General features: G+C 73.2%; 15 protein-coding genes. 14 read left to right on the forward strand and 1 reads right to left on the reverse strand.

Annotated elements, in window-relative coordinates:
• The first annotated feature begins 482 nt into the window (after nt 1-482).
• On the forward strand, nt 483-1,148 hold the full coding sequence (locus ACSP50_RS27575; protein WP_014692591.1) for an NADPH-dependent F420 reductase: 666 nt from the start codon (nt 483-485) through the stop codon (nt 1,146-1,148).
• A 328-nt stretch (nt 1,149-1,476) separates the two neighbouring features.
• A complete protein-coding gene (locus tag ACSP50_RS27580) occupies nt 1,477-1,929 on the forward strand; it encodes a hypothetical protein (protein ID WP_014692592.1) in 453 nt (150 codons plus the stop codon).
• A 54-nt stretch (nt 1,930-1,983) separates the two neighbouring features.
• On the opposite strand, the gene ACSP50_RS27585 is transcribed toward ACSP50_RS27580, so the two are convergent.
• Nucleotides 1,984-2,994: a GNAT family N-acetyltransferase gene (locus ACSP50_RS27585; RefSeq protein WP_014692593.1), complete on the reverse strand. Its 1,011-nt coding sequence runs from the start codon at nt 2,992-2,994 to the stop codon at nt 1,984-1,986.
• A gap of 164 nt (nt 2,995-3,158) precedes the next feature.
• Between ACSP50_RS27585 and ACSP50_RS27590 the strand changes: the two genes are divergently transcribed.
• The 12 genes from ACSP50_RS27590 (at nt 3,159) to ACSP50_RS27645 (ending at nt 19,438) form a co-directional block, all read left to right on the forward strand.
• The gene (locus ACSP50_RS27590; RefSeq protein WP_014692594.1) at nt 3,159-3,929 is read left to right on the forward strand and encodes a polysaccharide deacetylase family protein; all 771 of its coding nucleotides are present in this window, start codon (nt 3,159-3,161) and stop codon (nt 3,927-3,929) included.
• Nucleotides 3,922-5,055, forward strand: coding sequence for an aminotransferase class I/II-fold pyridoxal phosphate-dependent enzyme (locus tag ACSP50_RS27595; RefSeq protein ID WP_014692595.1), 1,134 nt, complete (start codon nt 3,922-3,924; stop codon nt 5,053-5,055). The genes ACSP50_RS27590 and ACSP50_RS27595 overlap by 8 nt, the downstream gene beginning before the upstream one ends.
• Before the next feature lie 6 nt (nt 5,056-5,061).
• Nucleotides 5,062-6,309, forward strand: coding sequence for a glycosyltransferase family 4 protein (locus tag ACSP50_RS27600; protein ID WP_014692596.1), 1,248 nt, complete (start codon nt 5,062-5,064; stop codon nt 6,307-6,309).
• A gap of 15 nt (nt 6,310-6,324) precedes the next feature.
• Nucleotides 6,325-7,779, forward strand: a complete 1,455-nt coding sequence (locus ACSP50_RS27605; protein ID WP_014692597.1) for a polysaccharide biosynthesis tyrosine autokinase — start codon at nt 6,325-6,327, stop codon at nt 7,777-7,779.
• Nucleotides 7,772-9,022: a polysaccharide biosynthesis C-terminal domain-containing protein gene (locus ACSP50_RS27610; RefSeq protein WP_014692598.1), complete on the forward strand. Its 1,251-nt coding sequence runs from the start codon at nt 7,772-7,774 to the stop codon at nt 9,020-9,022. The genes ACSP50_RS27605 and ACSP50_RS27610 overlap by 8 nt, the downstream gene beginning before the upstream one ends.
• Nucleotides 9,019-10,230 carry an O-antigen ligase gene (locus ACSP50_RS27615; protein ID WP_014692599.1) on the forward strand — a complete coding sequence of 404 codons (1,212 nt, stop codon included), beginning with the start codon at nt 9,019-9,021 and terminating at the stop codon, nt 10,228-10,230. Before ACSP50_RS27610 ends, ACSP50_RS27615 begins: the two co-directional genes overlap by 4 nt.
• Nucleotides 10,227-11,363, forward strand: a complete 1,137-nt coding sequence (locus ACSP50_RS27620; protein ID WP_014692600.1) for a hypothetical protein — start codon at nt 10,227-10,229, stop codon at nt 11,361-11,363. The genes ACSP50_RS27615 and ACSP50_RS27620 overlap by 4 nt, the downstream gene beginning before the upstream one ends.
• A gap of 10 nt (nt 11,364-11,373) precedes the next feature.
• Complete coding sequence (locus ACSP50_RS27625; protein ID WP_014692601.1) at nt 11,374-12,396, forward strand: GNAT family N-acetyltransferase; 1,023 nt, start codon at nt 11,374-11,376, stop codon at nt 12,394-12,396.
• Nucleotides 12,397-12,405: 9 nt separating this feature from the next.
• Entirely contained in the window at nt 12,406-13,590 is a 1,185-nt protein-coding gene (locus ACSP50_RS27630; RefSeq protein ID WP_014692602.1) for an FAD-dependent monooxygenase, read from the forward strand.
• Between the two features lie 38 nt (nt 13,591-13,628).
• Nucleotides 13,629-15,086, forward strand: coding sequence for a GGDEF domain-containing protein (locus tag ACSP50_RS27635; protein WP_080128030.1), 1,458 nt, complete (start codon nt 13,629-13,631; stop codon nt 15,084-15,086).
• A 67-nt stretch (nt 15,087-15,153) separates the two neighbouring features.
• Nucleotides 15,154-15,975, forward strand: a complete 822-nt coding sequence (locus ACSP50_RS27640) for an MOSC domain-containing protein (RefSeq protein ID WP_014692604.1) — start codon at nt 15,154-15,156, stop codon at nt 15,973-15,975.
• Between the two features lie 85 nt (nt 15,976-16,060).
• Nucleotides 16,061-19,438 carry a hypothetical protein gene (locus tag ACSP50_RS27645; protein WP_014692605.1) on the forward strand — a complete coding sequence of 1,126 codons (3,378 nt, stop codon included), beginning with the start codon at nt 16,061-16,063 and terminating at the stop codon, nt 19,436-19,438.
• Nucleotides 19,439-19,897 lie beyond the last annotated feature (459 nt).

Raw genomic sequence — 19,897 nt, forward strand, 5'->3', positions numbered from 1 at the left:
CCCATGATCAATTTCTACTCAGGGGCGAGCGGACACCGGGAACGCCCGCCTCCGGACGTTCCATCCGACCGCTCCGCCGTGACGTACTCGGTCGAACGCATCGCGCGAACGGCGCGGGTGCACGGACGGGCGGTGAGCGGGGGCAGGCGAGCGAGCAGACGGCCAGGCGAGCGGGCGGGCGAGCCAGCGGCGAGCGGCCGGCGGCGGGCGGGCGGCGGCGAGCGGGCGGGCGAACAGACCGCGGCGAGCGGCAGGCAAGCCAGCGGCGGGCAAGCCAGCGGCGGGCAAGCCAGCGGCGGGCGAGCGGCGGCGGGTGGGCGGCGGCGAGCGGGCGGGCGAACAGGCCGCGGCGAGCGGCGGGCGAGCCAGCGGCGGCCGGGAAACGCGCGGACGGTGGTCAACGGGCGGGCCGCGGCGAATGGTGAATGTGCCGCCCGTCACGACGTGGAATCGGGGACCGGCGGGGTGGGGTTCGCGCTGATATGACGACGATCGGACTCATCGGCAGTGGGAACATCGGTGGCACCGTGGCGCGGCTTGCGGTGGCCGCCGGGTATGACGTGGTGCTCAGCAACTCGCGCGGGCCGGAGACGCTGCAGGGCCTGGTGAGCGAGCTCGGGCCGAAGGCGCGGGCGGCTACGGCGGCGGAGGCGGCCGCGGCGGGCGACATCGTGGTGGTCACGGTGCCGCTGAAGGCTTACCCGCAGGTTCCGGTGGAGCCGCTCGCGGGCAAGGTCGTGATCGACACGAACAACTACTACCCGGAGCGGGACGGGCAGATCGCGGCCCTGGACAGCGATGAGAGCACCACCGGGGAGCTGCTGCAGCGCCACCTTCCCGAGAGCAAGGTGGTGAAGGGCTTCAACAACATCTGGTTCGGGCACCTGGCTCAGCTCGGGCGCCCCTCCGGCGCGGCGGACCGGACCGCGCTGCCGATCGCCGGTGACGATTCCGCGGCGAAGCTCGTGGTCATCGAGTTCCTCGACCAGATCGGCTACGACGCGGTGGACGTCGGCCCGCTCGCCGAGAACTGGCGCACCCAGCGGGACACCCCGGTCTACGTCACCCCGTACGGCCCGTTCGGCGGCGCCCCGACGCCCGCCGGCACCGACGTCGTCCGCAAGGCGGTCGCCGAAGCCAAGCGCTGACCCCGAGGCACGGGCCCGCCGCCGGAGGGGATCGGCGGGCCCGTCCCCGCATCCCCTCGGGCGGACACCCATCGTCATTCTCCCGGAGGAACAACCACGGCAACCGGCCACCCGATACCGGCAAGCCCGGCACCGGACAGCCCGGTCCGGGGCCGGCGGGTCGGGAGGGGCATGACGGGCCGGGAAGGGCATGACGGGCCGGGAAGGGCATGACGGGCCGAGAGGGGCGTGACGAGTCGGGAAAGTCGACCCGAAACGGGAATCGCCGGAACGGTGGGAGCGTGCGACACTGGCCGCCGGATTGCTGCTGGGGGCCGGAGGGCCGGTAATGCGCAAGCGTGTCGACTTCGCTGTGATCGCACTGGTGGCGGTCGCCGGGCTGGCCGCCGGCTGCGGTGACACGGGAAGCAGCGGATCGAAGTCCCCGGTGACGCGGAGTCCGACCGTGACGGTCACGGTGGGTGATTGGGCGTCCCCGACGGTCGAGTCGGTGACGTCCTCGACGCCCCCGGTGCGGATGTCTTCCGCCACCGCGGTCGGGACCCCGGCGGATGGACCGCCCAGCGCAACGGTGAGCTCGACGCTGCCGAACCTGCCGCCCTACCGGCCGCCGACGACCGGGAAGCCGCTGCGCCCGACCGGTCCGATCACCCCGCCGCCGCCGATCATCGCCGAGGATCCGGCCGACGGCGGGCGCAGCCAGCGGCACCGGACCCCGGAGGCGCACCATCAGCGCCCCGTGACCGACGAACCAGCCACGGACCGTCCGGGAAGCTCCTGACGACCGGAAGCTGATCACCGGCAATCGAACCGACCGCCGGCTGGTCGCGGTCTCCTAGCGGGGCAGGTGGGTCAGCCGCGCGGCGGTTCGCTGTTTCCAGGCGTACGCCTGCTTGGCGGTGTCCCGCAGTGTGGCCACCAGCGGCGACCGCGACTGACGTGCCCAGGGCACCGCCACCTCGGTGGTCCCGTACTTGGCCTTGTACGGGTTGCCTCCCACGAAGTCGAATTCGGTCACCCCGCGCGCCTTGGCCCACCGCAGCGCGTACCAGATCAGCGCCTCGTTGGGCCGCAGGTGCTGGTGTTCCCGATAGCTGGCCCCACCCCAGAAGTACATGGTCCGGTGCGCCCACGGCAGGACCGCCGTCGCGACGCACCGGCCGGCCGGGTCACGGGCGCGCAGCAGGCTGATCCGGCCGGCCGGGGCGAGGTGTCGGATCAACGACTTGACCCGTTCCACGGAATAGGTGGGAACCAGATTCTGTTTCGCGAAAACGTCCCGCAATTGGTCGTAGAATTCGTCGGCGAATGCCGGGTCGGCGTCCGCTTCCTCGACGGTCACCCCGGACTTGGCGGCTTTGCGGATATTGCGCCGGCAGGCGCTGGCCATCGCGCCGAAGAGGGCGTCCTCGCCCGGCCGCAGGTCGATCACCGCGGTGGGCGCGGCGTCCCAGCGCAGGCTGGTGCCGGCCAGATCGGCCTCGGTGGCGCCCCGGTCACGGACTTCGAGGTGGGCGCAGCCGAGGTCGTCGAAGGCGAATCGGGTCAGCGCGCCCAGCGCGTCCCGGCGCGACACTCCGGGTTTGAGGTTGAAACCCAGGTAGGACGTGGTCCAGCCGGCCATCGGGCTGCCCAGGATGCGGAGACCGTAGCGGCGGACGAGAAGCCCGGTGAAGTGACCCACCGTCACCCCACCATCGCTGACGGTGGCAAGCACCGGCTCGGCGCCCTGGCATTCGGCGACGAAGGCGAGCCACTCGGGTGTGTGGAAGAGAAGGCGGTCCGGGTAGGTCGCACGGTCGGCGTGGACGGCCGGAGCCGGCTCGACCCGCTGCAGACGAAGCATCACTCGCCCCGATCGAATTAGGCGTCGAAGGCGGATGATGCCCGGCCGGACGGCCATTCCGCAAGGGCCCGTACGACCATTCGAGAATTGACGTGAGTGATCCTCGCGTTCGGCGTGACAATTGCTACTGCCGCGCCCGCTCGTCCATTTGCCAGGGTAAAGGCATGGAGCCGCCGACGGCGATCAAGCGACGTCTCAACGAGTTGGGCATACGCAGCCGCCTCCGGGCGCGGCCGCGGGCACAGGGCCGGGTGCTCGCCCCGGCCGGACTGTTCCGCCGCCTGCCCAGCGCCCCCGGCCTCTACTTCCCCTTCTACCACGACGTGCTGCCCGAGTACGCCGACGATCTCCGCCACCACCTGCGCACCCTGCGCCGGCTCGGCCCGATGGTCGGCTGGGAGGAGGCGCTCGCGGTGCTGGCCGGCGACCGCCCGCTGACCGGTCCGATGTTCTGCCTGTCCTTCGACGACGGTCACCTGAGCTGGCGGGACGTGGTCGTCCCGGTGCTCCGGGAGCTGTCCGTGCCGGCCATGTTCTTCCTCACCACCGGGCTGGTCGGCCAGCCCGGGAACCTGTCCTGGGCGGACTGCCGGGAGATCCGGCAGGCCGGATTCGGCTTCGGTTCGCACACCCTGACCCACCACCGGCTGGCCGACCAGGACGAGCGGGAGGCGCGCCGGGAGATCGCCGACTCGAAGCGGGAGATGGAGGACGAGTTGGGCGTACCGGTGCTGGACTTCGCCGCGCCGTACGGCAATCCGGCGGTCGACTACACCGAGCGCGACGTGCGGGTGGCCCGGGAGGCGGGCTACCGCAGTTTCGCCAGCACCCGGCGGCCGGCCATGCACACCGGCGACTCCCCGATGTGGATCCACCGGCAGGGGCTGCATCCGGCCTGGCCGATCATGGCGGTGCGGACCCGGGTCCATGACTGAGCCGCGGATCTACCTCAGCCCGCCGGACGTCACCGACGTCGAGCGCAAACTGTTGCTGGACGCGTTCGACTCGAACTGGGTGGCCCCGGTCGGCCCGGATCTGGACGCGTTCGAGCAGAAGTGCGCGGAGCTGGTCGGCGTCCGGCACGCGGTGGCGCTCAGCAGCGGCACCGCGGCCCTGCATCTGGCGTTGATCGCGGCCGGGGTACGCCGTGGCGACACCGTCCTGATCCCGTCGTTCACGTTCGCGGCCACCGCCAACGCGGTGATGTATCTCGGCGCCCGCCCGGTCTTCCTGGACAGCACCCGGGAGAGCTGGAACGTCGACCCGCAGATCCTCGCCGACGAGTTGCGCGGCCGGTCGGTCCGCGGTCAGCTGCCCCGCGCGGTGATCGCCGTCGACATGTACGGGCAGTGCGCCGACTACCGGCCGATCCTGGAGGCCTGCGACCGGTACGGGGTGCCGCTGATCGAGGATGCCGCCGAGGCGCTGGGCGCGACCTACCGGGGCCGCCCGGCCGGGTCGTTCGGGCTGGCCGGGGTGCTGTCCTTCAACGGCAACAAGATCGTCACCACCGGCGGCGGCGGGGTGCTGGTCACCGACGACGGTTCGGTGGCCCGGCAGGCCCGGCACCTGTCCACCCAGGCCCGGGAGCCGGTGGCGCACTACGAGCACCGGGTGGTCGGCTACAACTACCGGCTCAGCAACCTGCTGGCCGCGGTCGGCCGGGGTCAGCTGCAGCGGCTGCCGGCGATGATCGAGGCTCGCCGGGTCACCTTCGAGCACTATCGGGCCGCCCTCGGCGACCTGCCCGGGGTGAGCTTCCAGCCGGTCGCCGGCTACGGCGTGCCGAACTGGTGGCTGAGCTGCCTGCTGGTGGCGACCACCGGGCTGCGCGACCGGATCGTCGCCGCGCTCGCCGCGCAGCACATCGAGGCACGGCCCACCTGGAAGCCGATGCACCTGCAGCCGGTCTACCGCGACTGTGTGATGCGCGGTGGCGAGGTCAGCGCCGATCTTTTCCACCGCGGGCTGTGCCTGCCCAGCGGTTCCGCCCTCTCCGGGCACGACCGGGAACGTGTCGTGGCCGCCGTCCGCTCGGTTGCCGCCGAGCAGAAGGGATGACGGCGGATGCGCGTCGTCTACATCCACCAGTATTACTGCAACCCCCGGATGGCCGGGGGCATCCGCTCCTACGAGCAGGCGAGACGGCTGGTGGCCCGGGGGCACACGGTCGACGTGATCACCACCGACATCACCCCGGGCGAGCGTGGGCTCGGCTGGAAGGTCACCCACGACGACGGGGTGACCGTGCACTGGTTCCGGGTCCCCTACAACAACCACATGTCGTACGCGCGGCGGCTGCGCGCTTTCGCCGAGTTCATGGTCCTCGCCACGGCGCGGGCCACCCGGCTCAGCGCGGACCTGGTCTTCGCGACCAGCACGCCGCTCACCGTCGCGGTACCCGGCGTACTCGCCGCTCGGCTGCGCCGGGTGCCGTTCGTCTTCGAGGTCCGTGACCTGTGGCCGGAGGTGCCGATCGAGATGGGCGCGCTGCGCAACCCGGTGGCCCGCGGGCTGGCCGGGGCGCTGGCGAACTTCGCGTACCGCAACGCGTCCGAGGTGATCGCCCTGTCCCCCGGGATGGCGATGGGGGTGAACCGGCGCCGGCCCAGCGCCCCGGTCACCGTGGTGCCCAACGCCGCCGACATGGACCTGTTCGCGGTGGACCCGGCCGCGGTGCGCCGGTTCCGGGAGGACCACCGCTGGCTCGGGGACCGGCCGCTGATCGTCTACACCGGTGCGCTGGGCGCGGTCAACGGGGTCGACTACCTGGTCCGGGCGACCGCCCGGATGTGTGAACGGGATCCGGACATCCAGGTGCTGATCGTCGGGCACGGCCGGGAGTGGGAGAGCACCGGACGGCTCGCCGCCGACCTCGGGCTGCTCGACCGCAACGTCCGGATGTGGGAGAAGGTGCCGAAGTCGGAGCTGCCGGTGATCCTGGGCGCCGCGACCATGTCGACCAGCATGGTCCGGCCGATCCGCGGGCTGTGGGACAACTCGGCCAACAAGTTCTTCGACGCGCTCGCGGCCGGTCGGCCGATCGCCATCAACTACGGCGGCTGGCAGGCCGACCTGCTCCGGGACACCGGCGCCGGGCTGGTGCTCGACCCCGGCAATCCGGCCGCCGCCGGAGATCTGATGGCTTCCCGGGTACGCGATGAGGACTGGCTGGATCGGGCCCGCTCCGCCGCGCATCGGCTGGCCGTCGAGCGGTTCTCCCGGGATCTGCTCTTCGACCGTTTCGAGGCGGTGCTGGAGCGGTCCACGCGCCGCGCGGCGGCCGGCCGGGCCGTGCTGTCCGGGCAGTCCTAGAGGAACGGGGGATCCATGGAACTGCGTGCGTACGCCCGCGCCTGCCGCCGCCGGTGGCTCTGGCTGCTGATCCCGGTCCTGCTGTCCGCCGGCATCGCGGCCGGTCTGGCGTTGAGCGCGCCGGCCGCCTACCGGTCGTCGATGATCCTGTTCGCCTCGGCCGGCGGCGGTGACCCGGACGCCGAGGCGCGCCGGCTCAACTCGTACATCGCCCTGCTCACCGGCCCCCGGGTGGCCCAGGGCGTGGTCGCCCGGCTGGGCTCCGGGCAGATCACCGCCGACGAGGTGCGGCAGAGCCTGTCCGCGCAGGTCAGCGAGGGCACCGACCTGCTGGAGATCGCGGCCGTCGACCCGTCCGCGGCGCGGAGCCGGGAGATCGTCACCACCGCCGCGACCGTGCTGGTCACCCTGGCCAAGCAGATCACCCCGGCGAACCCGGACGGCACACCGGCCGCGGCCATCTCCATCCTGCAGGACGCCGAAACCACCCGTCAGCCCGGCAACCTGGCCCGCAACACCGGCTTCGCCGCGGTGCTCGGCCTGCTGCTCGGGGCGATCGCGGTGGCGATCCGGGAGGCCGCCGGCCGGACCGTGGCCGAGGAGGACGACCTGCGCCGGCTCGGCCTGGGCACGGTGGGGGTGATCTCGCTGGACGGGCGGCACGGGCGCGGCGATCATCCGGACCAGACGCTCGCCGAGGCGTTCCGGCGGCTGCGCAGCGTGCTGCCGGGGATCACCGACGGCGCCCGCGGCAACCCGCGCGGCCGGGCACTGTTGCTGGCCGGGCCGGGCCGCAAGGAGGGCACCACAGCGGTCTCCTGCGGGCTGGCGATCGCGCTGGCCGAGACCGGGGCCCGGGTCGTCCTGGTCGACGCCAACCTGCGCACGCCCGGAATCGGCCGTTATCTGTCGCTCGACCCGGCGCCGGGGCTGGCCGAGGTGCTGGCCGGCTCGGCCCGGGTGCCGGACGTGCTGCACGAGTCGCTGAACGGGCGGCTCACCGTGCTGCCGGCCGGGGAGCAGGTGCCCGACCCGGGTGGCCTGCTCGCCTCGCCCCGGCTGCCGGCCACCGTGCGCTCCCTGACCGAGCAGTTCGACGTGGTGCTGCTCGACGCGCCGCCGCTGAACGGGCCGGCCGACGCCGCGGTGCTCGGCCGGGTGACCGACAGCGCGCTGCTGGTGGTCCGGGCCGGCCGTACCCGCACCGCCGACGTGGAGAAGTCGGTGGAGTTGCTCACCCGGATCGGCGCGAAGCTGGCCGGAGCGGTACTCAACGCCCTGCCGCGCAAGCTGCCGACCGGTGAGCACTGGGCGACGGCGGCCCGGGTGGCCCCGGCCGACGAGCTGATCCCGCTGGAGGAACCGGAGCCGGCCATCGCGAAAGGCGTGGTCCGCGGCCGCGCCCGGGTGGTGAAGGCGGCGCTGGCCGGCGAGACGTCGGAGCCAGAGGAGCCGACGGACGGTGAGTGAGCTCGCCGCCGACGTCACCCGGCAAAAAGCGATAGTCCGCGAGCCCGCCGTCCAGCTGCTGGCGTCCCAGGTGCTGACCGGTGCCGTGGCGCTGGCCGCGAACATCCTGATGGTCCGCTCGATGACCCCGACCCACCGGGGCGAGGTCGCGCTGATGCTGCAGGTGGTCTATCTGGCCACCCAGGTGGTGCTGCTGGGCACCGAGCGCAGCTTCGTCGCCGGCTATCACAATGTGGCACCGGGGCCGGCGGTCCGCGCGTACGCGAAACTGTTGCTCCTGCCGTCGGCGATCGGCCTGGCCGTGGCGGTGCTCTTCACCGCCACGGCGGCGCACCACCGCAGCCCCGGCCCGATGATCGTCACGCTGCTCGCGGTGTACACCGTCGTGGAGGCGTCGGCGCTGGCCAGCCGGTCGGTGGCGATCGCGGTCGGCCGGGTCCGGGATTTCATGATCTGCCGGGTGCTCGAGTCGGTGCTGCTGCTGGCGATGCTGATCGGGCTCTACGTCCACCACACCTCGCACCCGGAGATCTGGTTCCTGGCGTACGTCTTCGCCGGCGCCGCACCCACCCTGGCCTACCTGATCATCTGGCTGCGCCTGCCGCCCGACCCGGACGCCGCCCCGGCCCGTCGCGACCTGAACCGTCAGGTCCGCCGGGAGGGCCTGGCGCTGTTCCCGGCGGCCATCTCGAACATGGCGATGCTGCGGGTGGACCGTCTGGTCATCCCGGCGCTGGCGTCGACCGCGGCACTCGGCCTCTACACCAGTGTCGCGACCATGACCGAGCTGCTGGCCTGGCCGATCCGGGCGTACGCCGATTCCCGGCTGGGCCACTGGCGCGCCGCGCACCGGGACGGCTCGCTGCGGCCCCGGCCGATCGTGCTGGCCGTCGCGGTGTATTCACTGGTGGTGGTCCCGTTCGTGGCCGGCGCGCTGTACCTGCTGATCGTCCCGGTGTTCGGGCACCAGTACGCGGCGGCCCGGGACGTGGTGCTGCCGCTGGTGGTCGCCGCCGGCCTGTACGCGGTGTCCCGGGTCAGCCTCGGGCTGCTGATCGCCAAGGGGCACAGCAAGCTGGTGTCGGTCGCCGAGATCGTCGGGTTCGTCGTCAGCTTCGCGGTGTACCTGCTGCTGATCCCGCGGCGGGGCATCCTCGGGGCGGCCTACGGCTCGCTGGCCGGGTACGGCGCCTGCCTGCTCTTCGCCCTGCTCAGCACCTACGCCGTGCGGGACCGCCGATGAGGCGGATCTTCCTGGCCCCCGGCCTGCTGCTCGTGCTGATCGGCATCGGCGGCCGCTTCACCCTGGACCGGGCCGGCTTCCCCGATCTGGCGTGGGTCGACCTGCGGGTCATCGGCGTGGCGGTGGCCCTCGTCGTACTCCTCATCGATCTTGCCCGGCGCCGGCCGCAACCGCGCGTCGGCCGGGAAGGCTGGCTGGTCGCGGCCTCGATCTTCCTCCTGTTCCAGATCGCCTCGGCGCTCTGGTCCCCACCGGCCGCGCGCATCGGCCCGCAGACCGTCGACCTGATCCTGCTCGCCGTCCTCATCCTGGCCTTCTATTACTGGACGCTGGGCGACCCGGAGCGTGCCATCCTGTTCACCTTCCAGCTGTTCTGGCTCGCCGCGATCGTCTTCGCCCTCGCCGCGATCTTCATCAACGGCCCCGGCGAGCAGGGCCGCTACTCCGCGTTCGGCGGCGGCCCGAACGTCTTCGTCCGCATCGAGATCCTCGGGGTGATCAGCGCGATCGCCATGTTCCTGTCCACCCGCCGGCTGCTCCCGCTCCTGGTCACGCCGCTGTTCCTGCTGGCCGCGGTGCTCTCCGGCTCCCGCGCCGGGCTGATGGCCGGCGGCGCGGTCGGCCTGGTCGCGCTCGCGAAGATCCGCGGCCGGCTCAGGGCCGGCCCGGTCCTGGCCTGCGGCGCCTTCCTGCTCACCGCCGGCCTGGTCATCTGGTTCGCCGCGCCGCCCGAGTTCACCAGCCTGTTCCAGGAACGGTTCGTCCAGCAGACGGTCCAGGAGCAGTATCTGTCCGACCGGACCGACATCTGGGCGGCCGCGATCCGGATGTTCACCGACCATCCGCTGGCCGGTGCCGGGTTGGACGGCTTCTACGGCCTGATCGGCGTCAATCAGATGGTGGAGTATCCGCACAACTACGTGCTGGCGGTCGCCGCCGAGGGCGGGCTGATCGGCCTCGGCCTGCTCACCGGCGCGCTCATACTGTGGACGAGGACCGTACGCGGCGGCGGAGCCCTTCCCCGTGCCACCGGGCTCGCCGTGGCGGCGGCCGTTTTCGTGGCGCTGAGCAGCCTTTTCTCCGGGGATTACTACGACGCCCGGCTGGCCTGGACGTTCGCCGCGATGGCCGCCGCGGCCGCGGTGTCGCGGGCCCGGACGGTCCCGTCCGCCGAGCCCGCCCGTGTGAAAGAGGCGGTAGGTACGTGAATAGGATTCCCCGGCGCACCCTGTTGCTGGCCGGTGCCGGCATCGCGGTCGCCGCCACGGTGGCCGAGAGCTCCGCCCGGCCGTGCAACGCCATGCCGATCACCGCCCAGCCGCCGGCCGCGGCGCCCGCCGCGAGGCGCGCCCTGAAACCGGTCAGCCACTGGGCCGCGGTCTTCCAGCAGAGTTGGGACTACGAGTCGGCGACCGCCCAGCCGCTGAGCCTTTCCCGGGACAGCCAGGATCACTACGACCTGGCGTACACGCTGGACGGCAACGTCGCGATGTTCCGGGCCACCGGCGCCACCCGCTACCTGGATCGGGCGCTGGCCTACGTCGAGAACGTGGTCGCCTCGGCGGCCCCGTCCACGTCGCTGACGCGCAGCACGTTCCGGGACCGGTACCGCGGCTGGGCGTCGAGCAAGTCCGGGCAGGACGGCGACGAGGTGCCGCTCTACGAGAGCTACTTCTGGCGGTACGGCACCCAGTTGCTGACCGCGATGCGGCAGAGTGCCGCGGTGTGGGGCGACCCCGGCTACCGCGCCCGGCACGCTCGGCTGCTCTCGTTCGCCGAGGTGGACGTGTTCGAGAAGTGGTACAACCGGGGCGCCGCCGACACCATCTACCGCGACCGCACCCACATGGCCGCGCACTGGGCGCTGATCGCGCTGAACCTGGGCCGGCTCACCGGGGACACCGCCCGTGCCACCCGGTATCGGCAGGTGTACACCACGATCGGCGGGCGGATCCGCAACCAGATGATCCGCAACCCGGTCGAGCCGACCGCGTACTTCTGGAACGACGTGTGGGGCTCCACCCGCCGGCCCGGGCAGGACGTGGGGCACGGCAACGGGGTGATGGCGTACGTGGTGGAGGCCCGTGACCAGGGCACCACCTGGAACGCGGCCGACATGACCGCGTTCGGCAACCTGCTCACCAAGGTGATCTGGCCGGGCGGCACCACGTACCACGGATACGTGGACGGCACGGGGATGGACAACGGCTGGATCGCCGACGGCTTCGTCAAACTCGGCCGCTACGACGCGGACGTCCAGCACCGCCTGGAGTCGTACGGCGTGGTCAACGACCAGTTCGCCGCGAACATGGCGCTGAATGCGAAGATCCTGCGCGCGTGAGGAGACATCTATGACGGCATCGCTGCTGGATCCGGCGGCCCGGGAGTGGAAGGAGACGTTGCAGCAGGTCCGGCACGACATGTACCACGTTCCCGACTACGTCGTGCTGGACGCCCGGCTGTACGGCGGCACGCCGGCCGCGTTCCACTTCGAACGCGGCGCCCGACGGCTGCTGATCCCGCTGATCCTGCGCGACATCCCGGATGCGGACCGGCGCGACGCGCTCTCGCCGTACGGCTATCCCGGCCCGGTCAGCGATGCCGCGCCGCACGAGACCGAGTTCTGGCGGGCCGCCTGCGCGGCGCTGTCCGAGACGCTGCGCGAGGCCGGCATCGTCTCGCTGTTCGTCCGGATGCACCCGCTGCTCGACCCGCCGTCGCCGGTGCTCGGCGAGGCCGGCGCGCTGGTCCGGCACGGCGAGACGGTGTCGATGGACCTGACGGTCAGCGTCGAGGAGATGTGGCGGCAGACCCGCAGCGACCACCGCAACCACATCAACCGGGCGAAACGCGCCGGCACCCGGATCGTCTTCGACGACTGGAGCCGGCTCGCCGACTGGGTCGAGGTCTACCACGACAACATGCGCCGGGTCGGCGCGGCCGACTACTACTTCTTCACGTACGAGCACCTCGCCGCCCTGCACGACGCGGTCGGCGACCGGATGCACCTCGCCGTCGCGCTGGAGGGTGACGAGGTGGTGGGGGGCAACACCTTCTTCGAGTACGACGGGATCGCCACCGGATACGTGTCCTCCACCCGCCGCGCGCGGGGACGGTACGCCGACGAGCTGCTGTACGACTCGGTGCGGCGGTGGTGCTCCGAGCGCGGCGCACGGATCTTCCACCTGGGCGGGGGCAAAGGCGGCGGGGAGGACTCGCTGTTCTCGTACAAGGCGGGGTTCTCACCCAGCCGCCACCCGTTCCACACCTGGCGCGTGGTCACCGACCCTACGGCGTACCACCGACTGGTCCTTCGGAAGCGGCCCGGCGCCGACCCCGCGGACCTGACCGGCACCTTCCCCTCTTACCGCTAGGAGCGCGGCATGCGGATCACCTGCGTCGGCGGCGGCCCCGCCGGTCTGTACTTCGCGGTGCTGGCGAAACTCGCCGACCCGAGCCGCGAGATCACCGTGCTGGAGCGCAACCCGCCCGGCGTCACCTACGGCTGGGGCGTCGTCTTCTGGGACGACCTTCTCGACGATCTCTTCCGGTACGACGCGATCAGCGCCGCCCGGATCTGGGACGCCGCCTACAAGTGGGACGAGTACGAGGTCCGTGCCGCCGGGAAACCCGTCACCCACCTGGGCGGATACGGTTTCAGCCTGGGCCGGCACCGGCTGCTGGAGATCCTCGGTGAGCGGGCCGCCGAGCTCGGCGTCGACGTGCACTACAAGGATGAGCTGACCGATGTCGCCATGCTGCCGCCGGCGGACCTGATCGTCGCGTGCGACGGCGCCGGCAGCCGGATCCGCGACCGCGATCCGGAGCATTTCGGCGCCGAGGTGGAAACCGGCCGCAACCGGTACATCTGGCTCGGCACCCCGCACGTGTTCCGCACCTTCACCTTCGGCTTCGAGGAGACCGAGGCCGGCTGGATCTGGTACCACGCCTACCCGTTCGCCGACGGGGCCAGCACCTTCATCGTCGAATGCACCCCGGAGACGTGGGCCGGCCTCGGCTTCGACCGGATGGACCCGGCGGCCGGCAACACCCGCCTGGAAGAGATCTTCGCCGGGCATCTCGACGGGCAGCCGCTCGACGACGCCGGCCGCGGCTGGCTGAACTTCCGGCGGGTCACCACCCGGCGCTGGGACCACGGCAACGTGGTGCTGATGGGCGACGCCGCGCACACCACCCACTTCGCCATCGGCTCCGGCACGAAACTGGCGATGCAGGACGCGATGGCGCTCGCCGACGCCCTGGACACCGCGCCGCAGGGTCTGCCGGCCGCGCTGGAGCAGTACGAGCATCGGCGCAAGACCGCGCTGGCCCCGCTGCAGCGGGCCGCGCACGCCAGCAGCGGATGGTTCGAGCGGATGCCGGACTACGCCGGGCTGCCGGCGAAACGGTTCTCCTACGCCCTGTCCAACCGGCGCGGCGAGTACCCGGCCTGGCGATACCTGTTGCACATGGCGACCCAGGGCGCACTCCCGCGCACCATGCTGCGCTGGACGCTGTCCGCCCGGCGGTGGAACCGGGCCCGGCGCCGCCCGCTGCAGCTCACCTAACCCTAAGGTCGGCGACCGCCGGTCCGATGGTTGCGGACATGGTGCGGAAGCGACGGACAGCGGGCTTGGCGGCCATCCTGTTCGTCGCCCTGTACGTGCTGCTGGTCCGGGTGCTGCCGATCCCGCCGGTGGTCGCCGGCCGGATCAGCCAGTCCACCCTGGCCGGCATCGGGGCCCTGGTGTCGGTGCTCTGGGCCCGCGCCGCGGCACGGTCCCGCGGCCGGATCCGGGCCGGGCTGATCACCTGGAGTGTGGCCGGGGCCGGCTGGGCGATCGGCGAACTGTTCTGGCTCGCCGACGGCTGGCGGACCGGCACCGCCGCCATCGGGGTCGCCGCCAACCTCGGCTTCAGCGCCACCATCGTGGCCGCACCGGCCGCCGCGGTGCTGCTGGTCGGCCGCCCGTCGGCCAGCATCCGCACCCTGTTCGACGCGCTGATGATCGGCATGTCGCTGTTCTTCGTGGTGTGGGCGCTCACGCTGGGGCCGCAGCATCGATCCGGCGCGGCCGGGGTCGGCACGGTCGCCTACGCCACCGCTGACGTGGTGATCATCAGCCTGGTCCTGCTGCTGCTCGCCGAGAGCAGCGCCACGCTGCGGGTCCCGCTGGAGATCGCCGCCCTCGGCATGATCGTCCAGTTCACCGCGGACAGTGTGTACACCTACCAGACCATCGCCGGCACCTACCGTTTCGGCAGCCTGCCCGACCTGCTCTGGCTACTGGCCTGGGTCGCCTTCGCGGTCGGCGCCCCGCACCGCGACGAGCTGCACGGGGTCACCCGGATCGGCGACGGTGGACGGCCCCGCGCCTATCTCCCGTACGTCCCGTTCCTGCTCGCCTTCGGCACCGGCGTCACCATCCTGGCCACCGGCGGCCACCTCGACCGGGTCCTGGCCACCCTCAGCATGGCCCTGACCGCCCTCGTCGTCCTCCGCCAGATGCTGATCATCAGTGACAACCGCCGCCTCACCCGCCAACTGTCCGCCCTCGTCGACGACCTGCGTTACCGCGCCGAACACGACGCGCTGACCGGCCTGGCCAACCGGGTCCGCTTCGAGGAGTGCACCGAACAGGCGCTGCTGCCCGGCGCCCCCGGCCGGGTCGCCATCCTGCTCATCGACCTGGACGGCTTCAAACCGATCAACGACACCTACGGCCACCCGCGCGGCGACCGGGTCCTCGCCGAAGTCGCCGAACGCCTGCTGACCGCCGCCGGCCCGCACGACGTGGTGGCCCGCCTCGGCGGCGACGAATTCGCGGTGCTGACCACCACCGATCCGCAGCCGCTCGCCGCCCGCCTGCTGGCGGCGGTGGCCACCCCGTTCGACGTCGGCCCGGAGACGACGACGATCGGCGCCAGCATCGGCGTGGCCTCCTGCCGCCCGGGCACCCAGGGCTTCGGCCAACTGGTCCGTGACGCCGACGCCGCCATGTACGAGGCCAAACGCAACGGCCGCAATCGGGTGGTCATGCAGCAGCCGTCCGCGGTCGGCTAGGAGCGGCCCCGCCCATTCCCGATCTTCGAAATCGGATATCTTGGGCGGCGCGGACACAGGGGGAGTCATGGGGGAAGTGGTGTGGCTCGGCCGGTACCCGGTCAAGTCGATGTGCGGCGAGGACCTCACCGAAGCCCACCTGGACGCCTCGGGCTTCGAGGGCGACCGCCGACATGCCGTGCTCGACGAGGAGACCGGCCTGGTCGCCAGCGCGAAGAACCCTCGCCGGTGGCGCGCCCTGCTCTCGATGGCCGCCCGGCACGAGCCGGCCGGCCGGGTGGTCATCACCTGCCCCGACGGCGAACAGATCCACACCGACGCACCCACCGCCGACCGCGCACTGTCGCGGGTCCTGGGCCGCCCCGTGCGACTGACCGCCACCCTCCCGCAGGACGCGAGCATGGAGCGGCTGACCCCGCCGACAGAGCCCGGCGCCGGCACGATGACCCACAGCAGCCTGGCGGCCGGCACCCCCGGCAACACCTTCGTCGACTACGCTGCCGTCCACGTGATCACCACCGCCACCCTCGACGCCCTGGCCCGGCGGCACCCCGGCGGCCGCATGGACCCGCGACGGTTCCGCCCGAACCTCGTGGTGCACCTGGACGACGCCGCACCCTTCGCGGAGAACACCTGGCAGGACCGGACCATCACCGTCGCGGGCCACGCCGAGATCCGCATCGTCACACCCACCCCGCGCTGCGCGGTGCCCACCCTCGCCCAGGGAGCCGACCTGCCCGACGACCCGGATGTGCTCCGCACCGCCGCCCGGCTCAACCGGGTCCCGGTCTTCGACCTCGGCGAACTGACCTGCGTCGGCGCCTACGGCGCGGTCCAGCGTCACGGCCCACTGCGGATCGGCGACCGCATCACGATCACCCGCAGGTGAGCACGACCGTGGTCCGCCGGTCAGCGTCGCAGCACCGCGGCCGCGGCGACACCCACCAGAACGGGTCCCACGCCAACAAAGATCGATGAACATCGGTACCCCCGAGGATCTGCCCGGTCTCGACGAGGGCACGGATCAAAACCGGTCGGCGGTACGTCGACGGCCCGCCACAATGAGCGTCATGCCGTTCACCGCCCGCGCCGTGCGGAGCCTCCTGGCCACCCTCGACCCGCTCCCTCACCACGCGCGGATGCGGCATCTGGCGCAATGGGCCCGCACCTCCCCCCGGGCCCCGGAAGTCTGCGCCGCGCTGCGCGCCGGGACCGACCACGAGCGCCGCCTCGCCCTGATCGCGGACCTGGCCCGGGGCGACACCGCGGGCATCGACGCGGCGGCGGCCGACCCGGTGCCCGCGCTGCGGAAGCTCGCGCTGGGCGCCGCGGCCCGCGCCGGCCGTCTCCCCCTCCCGATCACCGGCCTCGCGGCCGCCGACCGCCGGCACGTCTACCGGGTGCTGCGCCGCGATCCGGTGCCGGCGCTCGCCGACCGGCTGATCGGCACGGTGCGCGACCACTTCGGCGACGATGAGGCCGGTGCGCTGCTGGTGGCCTGCGGCCCGGAGACCGTGCGGGCGCTGCTCCCCCAGCTGGCGCACGCCGTCCGGCTGGAGAGCCTGAACCGCCGCCATCCCGGTGCGCTCGCCGAGCACCTCACCGCGACGCTGGCCGCGGTCCCGCCGGAGCATCGGCGTCACGAGTGGGCACGGTCGTCCGGCGCGGTGCTCGCGCTCGCCCCGGCGCAGGCTCTCGACCTGCTGGAGCGATGCGCGCCGGAGACCGAGCTGCCCGGCCGCCTCACCGGGTACGGCGTTCTCGCCGCCCACGACCCCGGGCGGGTGGCCCGTCTCCTGGCCGCTCCGGCACGGGCCGGATGGCTGCGGCACCGCAGGCTGTCGCCGAAGCTGCTGCGCCGCCTCGCCACCCTCCCCGACGATGACGTGATCCCCCTGTTCCGGCACGTCCGGGAGTCCGCCCCCGGCTTCGCCGCCCTGCTGCGAGCCTTTGCGCCGGCCCGCCGGGGCGCGCTCTACGACGCGGCGCTCGCCGAGGTCGACACCACGACGCTGATCCCGGCCGACGAGGTGATGGAGGCGCTGCCCGCCACCGTCCGGATCCGCGAGGCCACCCGGGTCCTCGGCCTGGACCGGATCCGCGAACAGGAATCCCTGGTCCTGCACTGGAGCGCGTATCTGGCCTGGCCGCAGGCGGCCACGGCGCAGGAGGCGGCGCTGCGCTCCGGGGACGCCACCGAGCGCGCCCGGGGTTACACCCGCCTGATCGCCGCGGCCAGCCGCGCCCGCGACCCCGAGGCGGTGGCGGCGGTGGTCGCCCGCCTGACCCGGATGCGCAACGAACAGGACCCGGTCCGGGCCACCGCGCTGACCGAACTCGCCCAGGTGGCCGGGCTGCTCACCGCCGGGTCCGCGGCCGACCTCACCACGATCACCACCGACGCCGTCGAGGCGCGGGACGCGTCGGCGGCCACCACCACGGCCCTGAGCCGGCTGGCCACCGGAACCCTGCAGCATCATGTCGATGTGCCGGCCCTGCGCGACTGGTCGCTGCTCGCGATCGACCTGGTCAGCACCGCGGCCACGGTGCCGGTGCTGCGCCGTTTCGACCGGGTGCTGCGCCGCGGCCAGGAGACCATGGTCTTCGACCGGCTCCGCCCGTGGGTCGAGGCCGCCATCGCCCGGGGCCGCTACGCCCCCCTGTTCGCGCTCACCGACGCGCTCGGCCGCCGCGCCCATCACCTGCCGGAGCTGCAGCGGATGCTGCGCGACACGATCCCGGGCACCACGGCCCGGATCGCGGAGACGGCCATCGCCCGCTGGCTCGACGACCCGCGGCACCGTGCCGCGCGGGTCGCCGAGGTGCTCGCCGCGGATCCGTCGGCGGTGCTGCTCGGCCCGGTCTGGCGGATCGTCGCCGGCACCCGCACCGACCTGCTGGACCGGGTACTGGCCCGCCGTCCGACCGGCCGCTTCGCCAACAGCCGCGGCCACTGGGCGCCGGGCGGGCCGGCCCGCCCGGACCGGTGGCTGCCGCGCCAGCACGCGGCGTTCGTCGACCTGCAGGCGGCGATCGTGGCCGATCCGGGCGGCCCGGTCTGGTCCCGGATCGCCGCGCTGCACATCGCGGCTCCGGCCGGCGATCCCGGCCGCGACCTGGTCCTGCGCCATGTGGACGCGCCCGAGGTTCCGCTGGCCGAGGCCGCGCTCGGTGCGCTGGTCTGGTCGGCCCGGCCCGATCTGGCCCTGCCGGTGCTGCTCCGGCACGCCGCGGACGACCGCGCCCGGGTCGCTCTCTACGCCGCCGCCCGGGCGGCGAAGCACCTGCCGCCCGCCGTCCTGGCGCCACCGCTCGAGGCCCTGCTGAGCACCTCGGCGGTGGCGAAGGTGACCAGCCGCAAGGAGGCGGTGCGGATCCTGGCCCGCTACGGGCCGCCGGACTCGGTGGGCCGGCTGCTCGCCGTCTTCCAGGATCCGGCGACCCATCGCGACATCCGCGCGGCGATCATCGGAGCCGCCCGTCAGCGCCTGGACACCGAACCGAGCTGGACCGTCCTCGATCTGGCCGTCGCGGCGGGCCGGCCCCGGGAGGAGCGTCGGGCGGTCCTGGCCGCCGACCCGTACCTGATCGCGGCCCGGCACCGCCCGCGGTACGCGGCCCTGGTCGTGGCCGCCTGCCGCGCCGACGATCCCGAGATCCGGCGCGAGGCTTTCGCCCGGTTGCCGGGCTGGTCGCGCTGGGCGCCGGCGGCCACCGACCTGATCGTCGAACGTCTCACCGACCTGGTCGTCGCCACCGGGGACGCCGTGACGCCCGGCCTGCTGCGGGCCGCCGGGCCGGAGGCGCTGGCCCGGGCCCTGTCCACCCTGGTCACCCGGGAGGACGCGGAGACCGGTCCCGGTGCCCCCGGTGGTGACCATCCGGCCCGCCGCCGGATCGGCGCACTGCTGCGCACCGTGGGCGCACTCGCCCGCGCCCTCCCGGCCGACGCCGACCGGACCGGTCTGCGGGAGCCGGTCCGCGCTCTCGCCGAGCATCCCGGCCATCTGGCCGCCGCCGTCGCCACCCTGGTCACGCTGGGCCGGCTGGACAACCTGGCGGAGATCGCCGACCGCTGCGCCGACCGGCCGGTGCTCGCCGCACGCATCGCCGAGCGGGTCGGCGCCAGGCTCCGCGAACTCCCGGAGTGGCCGGCAGTCCCGGTCCTGCAGGACCTGATCGCCACCCTGGCGGCCCGCGGCGACCTGCCCGGCGGCCTGTTCGCGGTCGCCCTGGTCCGGGCCGGGGACTCGTTCAGCTGGGCCGGCCGCTGGCGGGACCTGCTGCTGTCGCTGCGTGCCCACCCCGAGCCGGAGGTACGCGACGACGCCTGGTCCATCGACATGACGTGACCCGCCTGGGTCATCGACCGTCCGGCGCGCGACGCACCCTCGGCCGGCGGAGGGCGCGAGGCGAGGCGGCGGGTCCGGCGGACGGCGGCACCGTCGTGGCGGTGGCGGCCGGCCCGCCGCGGCGACCAGCGGCGTCGGGCCGATCCGCAAGACGTCGCAGATCGCGCTGCCCGAGGACGTGTCGCAGGCGGTCTACGCCGGCGCTACCGGCTGTTCCGCGAGCGTCACCGATCTCCAGCCGGATCAGCCTGGCCACCGACATGGTGATCCGGGACGATCTGGCCGCCCGGGAGATGGGCACCGTGACCGGCTCGGTGACCGCGGGGCTACGTCTCCCCGCTGACCGTCGCCGTCGATGGGTGATGCCGGCCCGTTTCCCGGCGGCGCGCACCGCCGGGAAACGGGCGGGTGGGTGGACCCGCCCCGGATGCCCTAATGCCGTGGCCGGAAATGAGCCCT

Origin of the sequence: Actinoplanes sp. SE50/110 (genome assembly GCF_900119315.1) — a bacterium.
Classification (GTDB): domain Bacteria; phylum Actinomycetota; class Actinomycetes; order Mycobacteriales; family Micromonosporaceae; genus Actinoplanes.

What these genes read in the sequence shown, in the direction of transcription:
- ACSP50_RS27595 (WP_014692595.1), top strand. Translation starts at nt 3,922, where the DNA reads ATGACTGAGCCGCGGATCTACCTCAGCCCGCCGGACGTCACCGACGTC.
- ACSP50_RS27605 (WP_014692597.1), top strand. Translation starts at nt 6,325, where the DNA reads ATGGAACTGCGTGCGTACGCCCGCGCCTGCCGCCGCCGGTGGCTCTGG.
- ACSP50_RS27630 (WP_014692602.1), top strand. Translation starts at nt 12,406, where the DNA reads ATGCGGATCACCTGCGTCGGCGGCGGCCCCGCCGGTCTGTACTTCGCG.
- ACSP50_RS27645 (WP_014692605.1), top strand. Translation starts at nt 16,061, where the DNA reads ATGAACATCGGTACCCCCGAGGATCTGCCCGGTCTCGACGAGGGCACG.
- ACSP50_RS27625 (WP_014692601.1), top strand. Translation starts at nt 11,374, where the DNA reads ATGACGGCATCGCTGCTGGATCCGGCGGCCCGGGAGTGGAAGGAGACG.
- ACSP50_RS27575 (WP_014692591.1), top strand. Translation starts at nt 483, where the DNA reads ATGACGACGATCGGACTCATCGGCAGTGGGAACATCGGTGGCACCGTG.
- ACSP50_RS27615 (WP_014692599.1), top strand. Translation starts at nt 9,019, where the DNA reads ATGAGGCGGATCTTCCTGGCCCCCGGCCTGCTGCTCGTGCTGATCGGC.
- ACSP50_RS27585 (WP_014692593.1), bottom strand. Translation starts at nt 2,994, where the DNA reads ATGCTTCGTCTGCAGCGGGTCGAGCCGGCTCCGGCCGTCCACGCCGAC.
- ACSP50_RS27590 (WP_014692594.1), top strand. Translation starts at nt 3,159, where the DNA reads ATGGAGCCGCCGACGGCGATCAAGCGACGTCTCAACGAGTTGGGCATA.
- ACSP50_RS27580 (WP_014692592.1), top strand. Translation starts at nt 1,477, where the DNA reads ATGCGCAAGCGTGTCGACTTCGCTGTGATCGCACTGGTGGCGGTCGCC.
- ACSP50_RS27635 (WP_080128030.1), top strand. Translation starts at nt 13,629, where the DNA reads ATGGTGCGGAAGCGACGGACAGCGGGCTTGGCGGCCATCCTGTTCGTC.
- ACSP50_RS27600 (WP_014692596.1), top strand. Translation starts at nt 5,062, where the DNA reads ATGCGCGTCGTCTACATCCACCAGTATTACTGCAACCCCCGGATGGCC.
- ACSP50_RS27640 (WP_014692604.1), top strand. Translation starts at nt 15,154, where the DNA reads ATGGGGGAAGTGGTGTGGCTCGGCCGGTACCCGGTCAAGTCGATGTGC.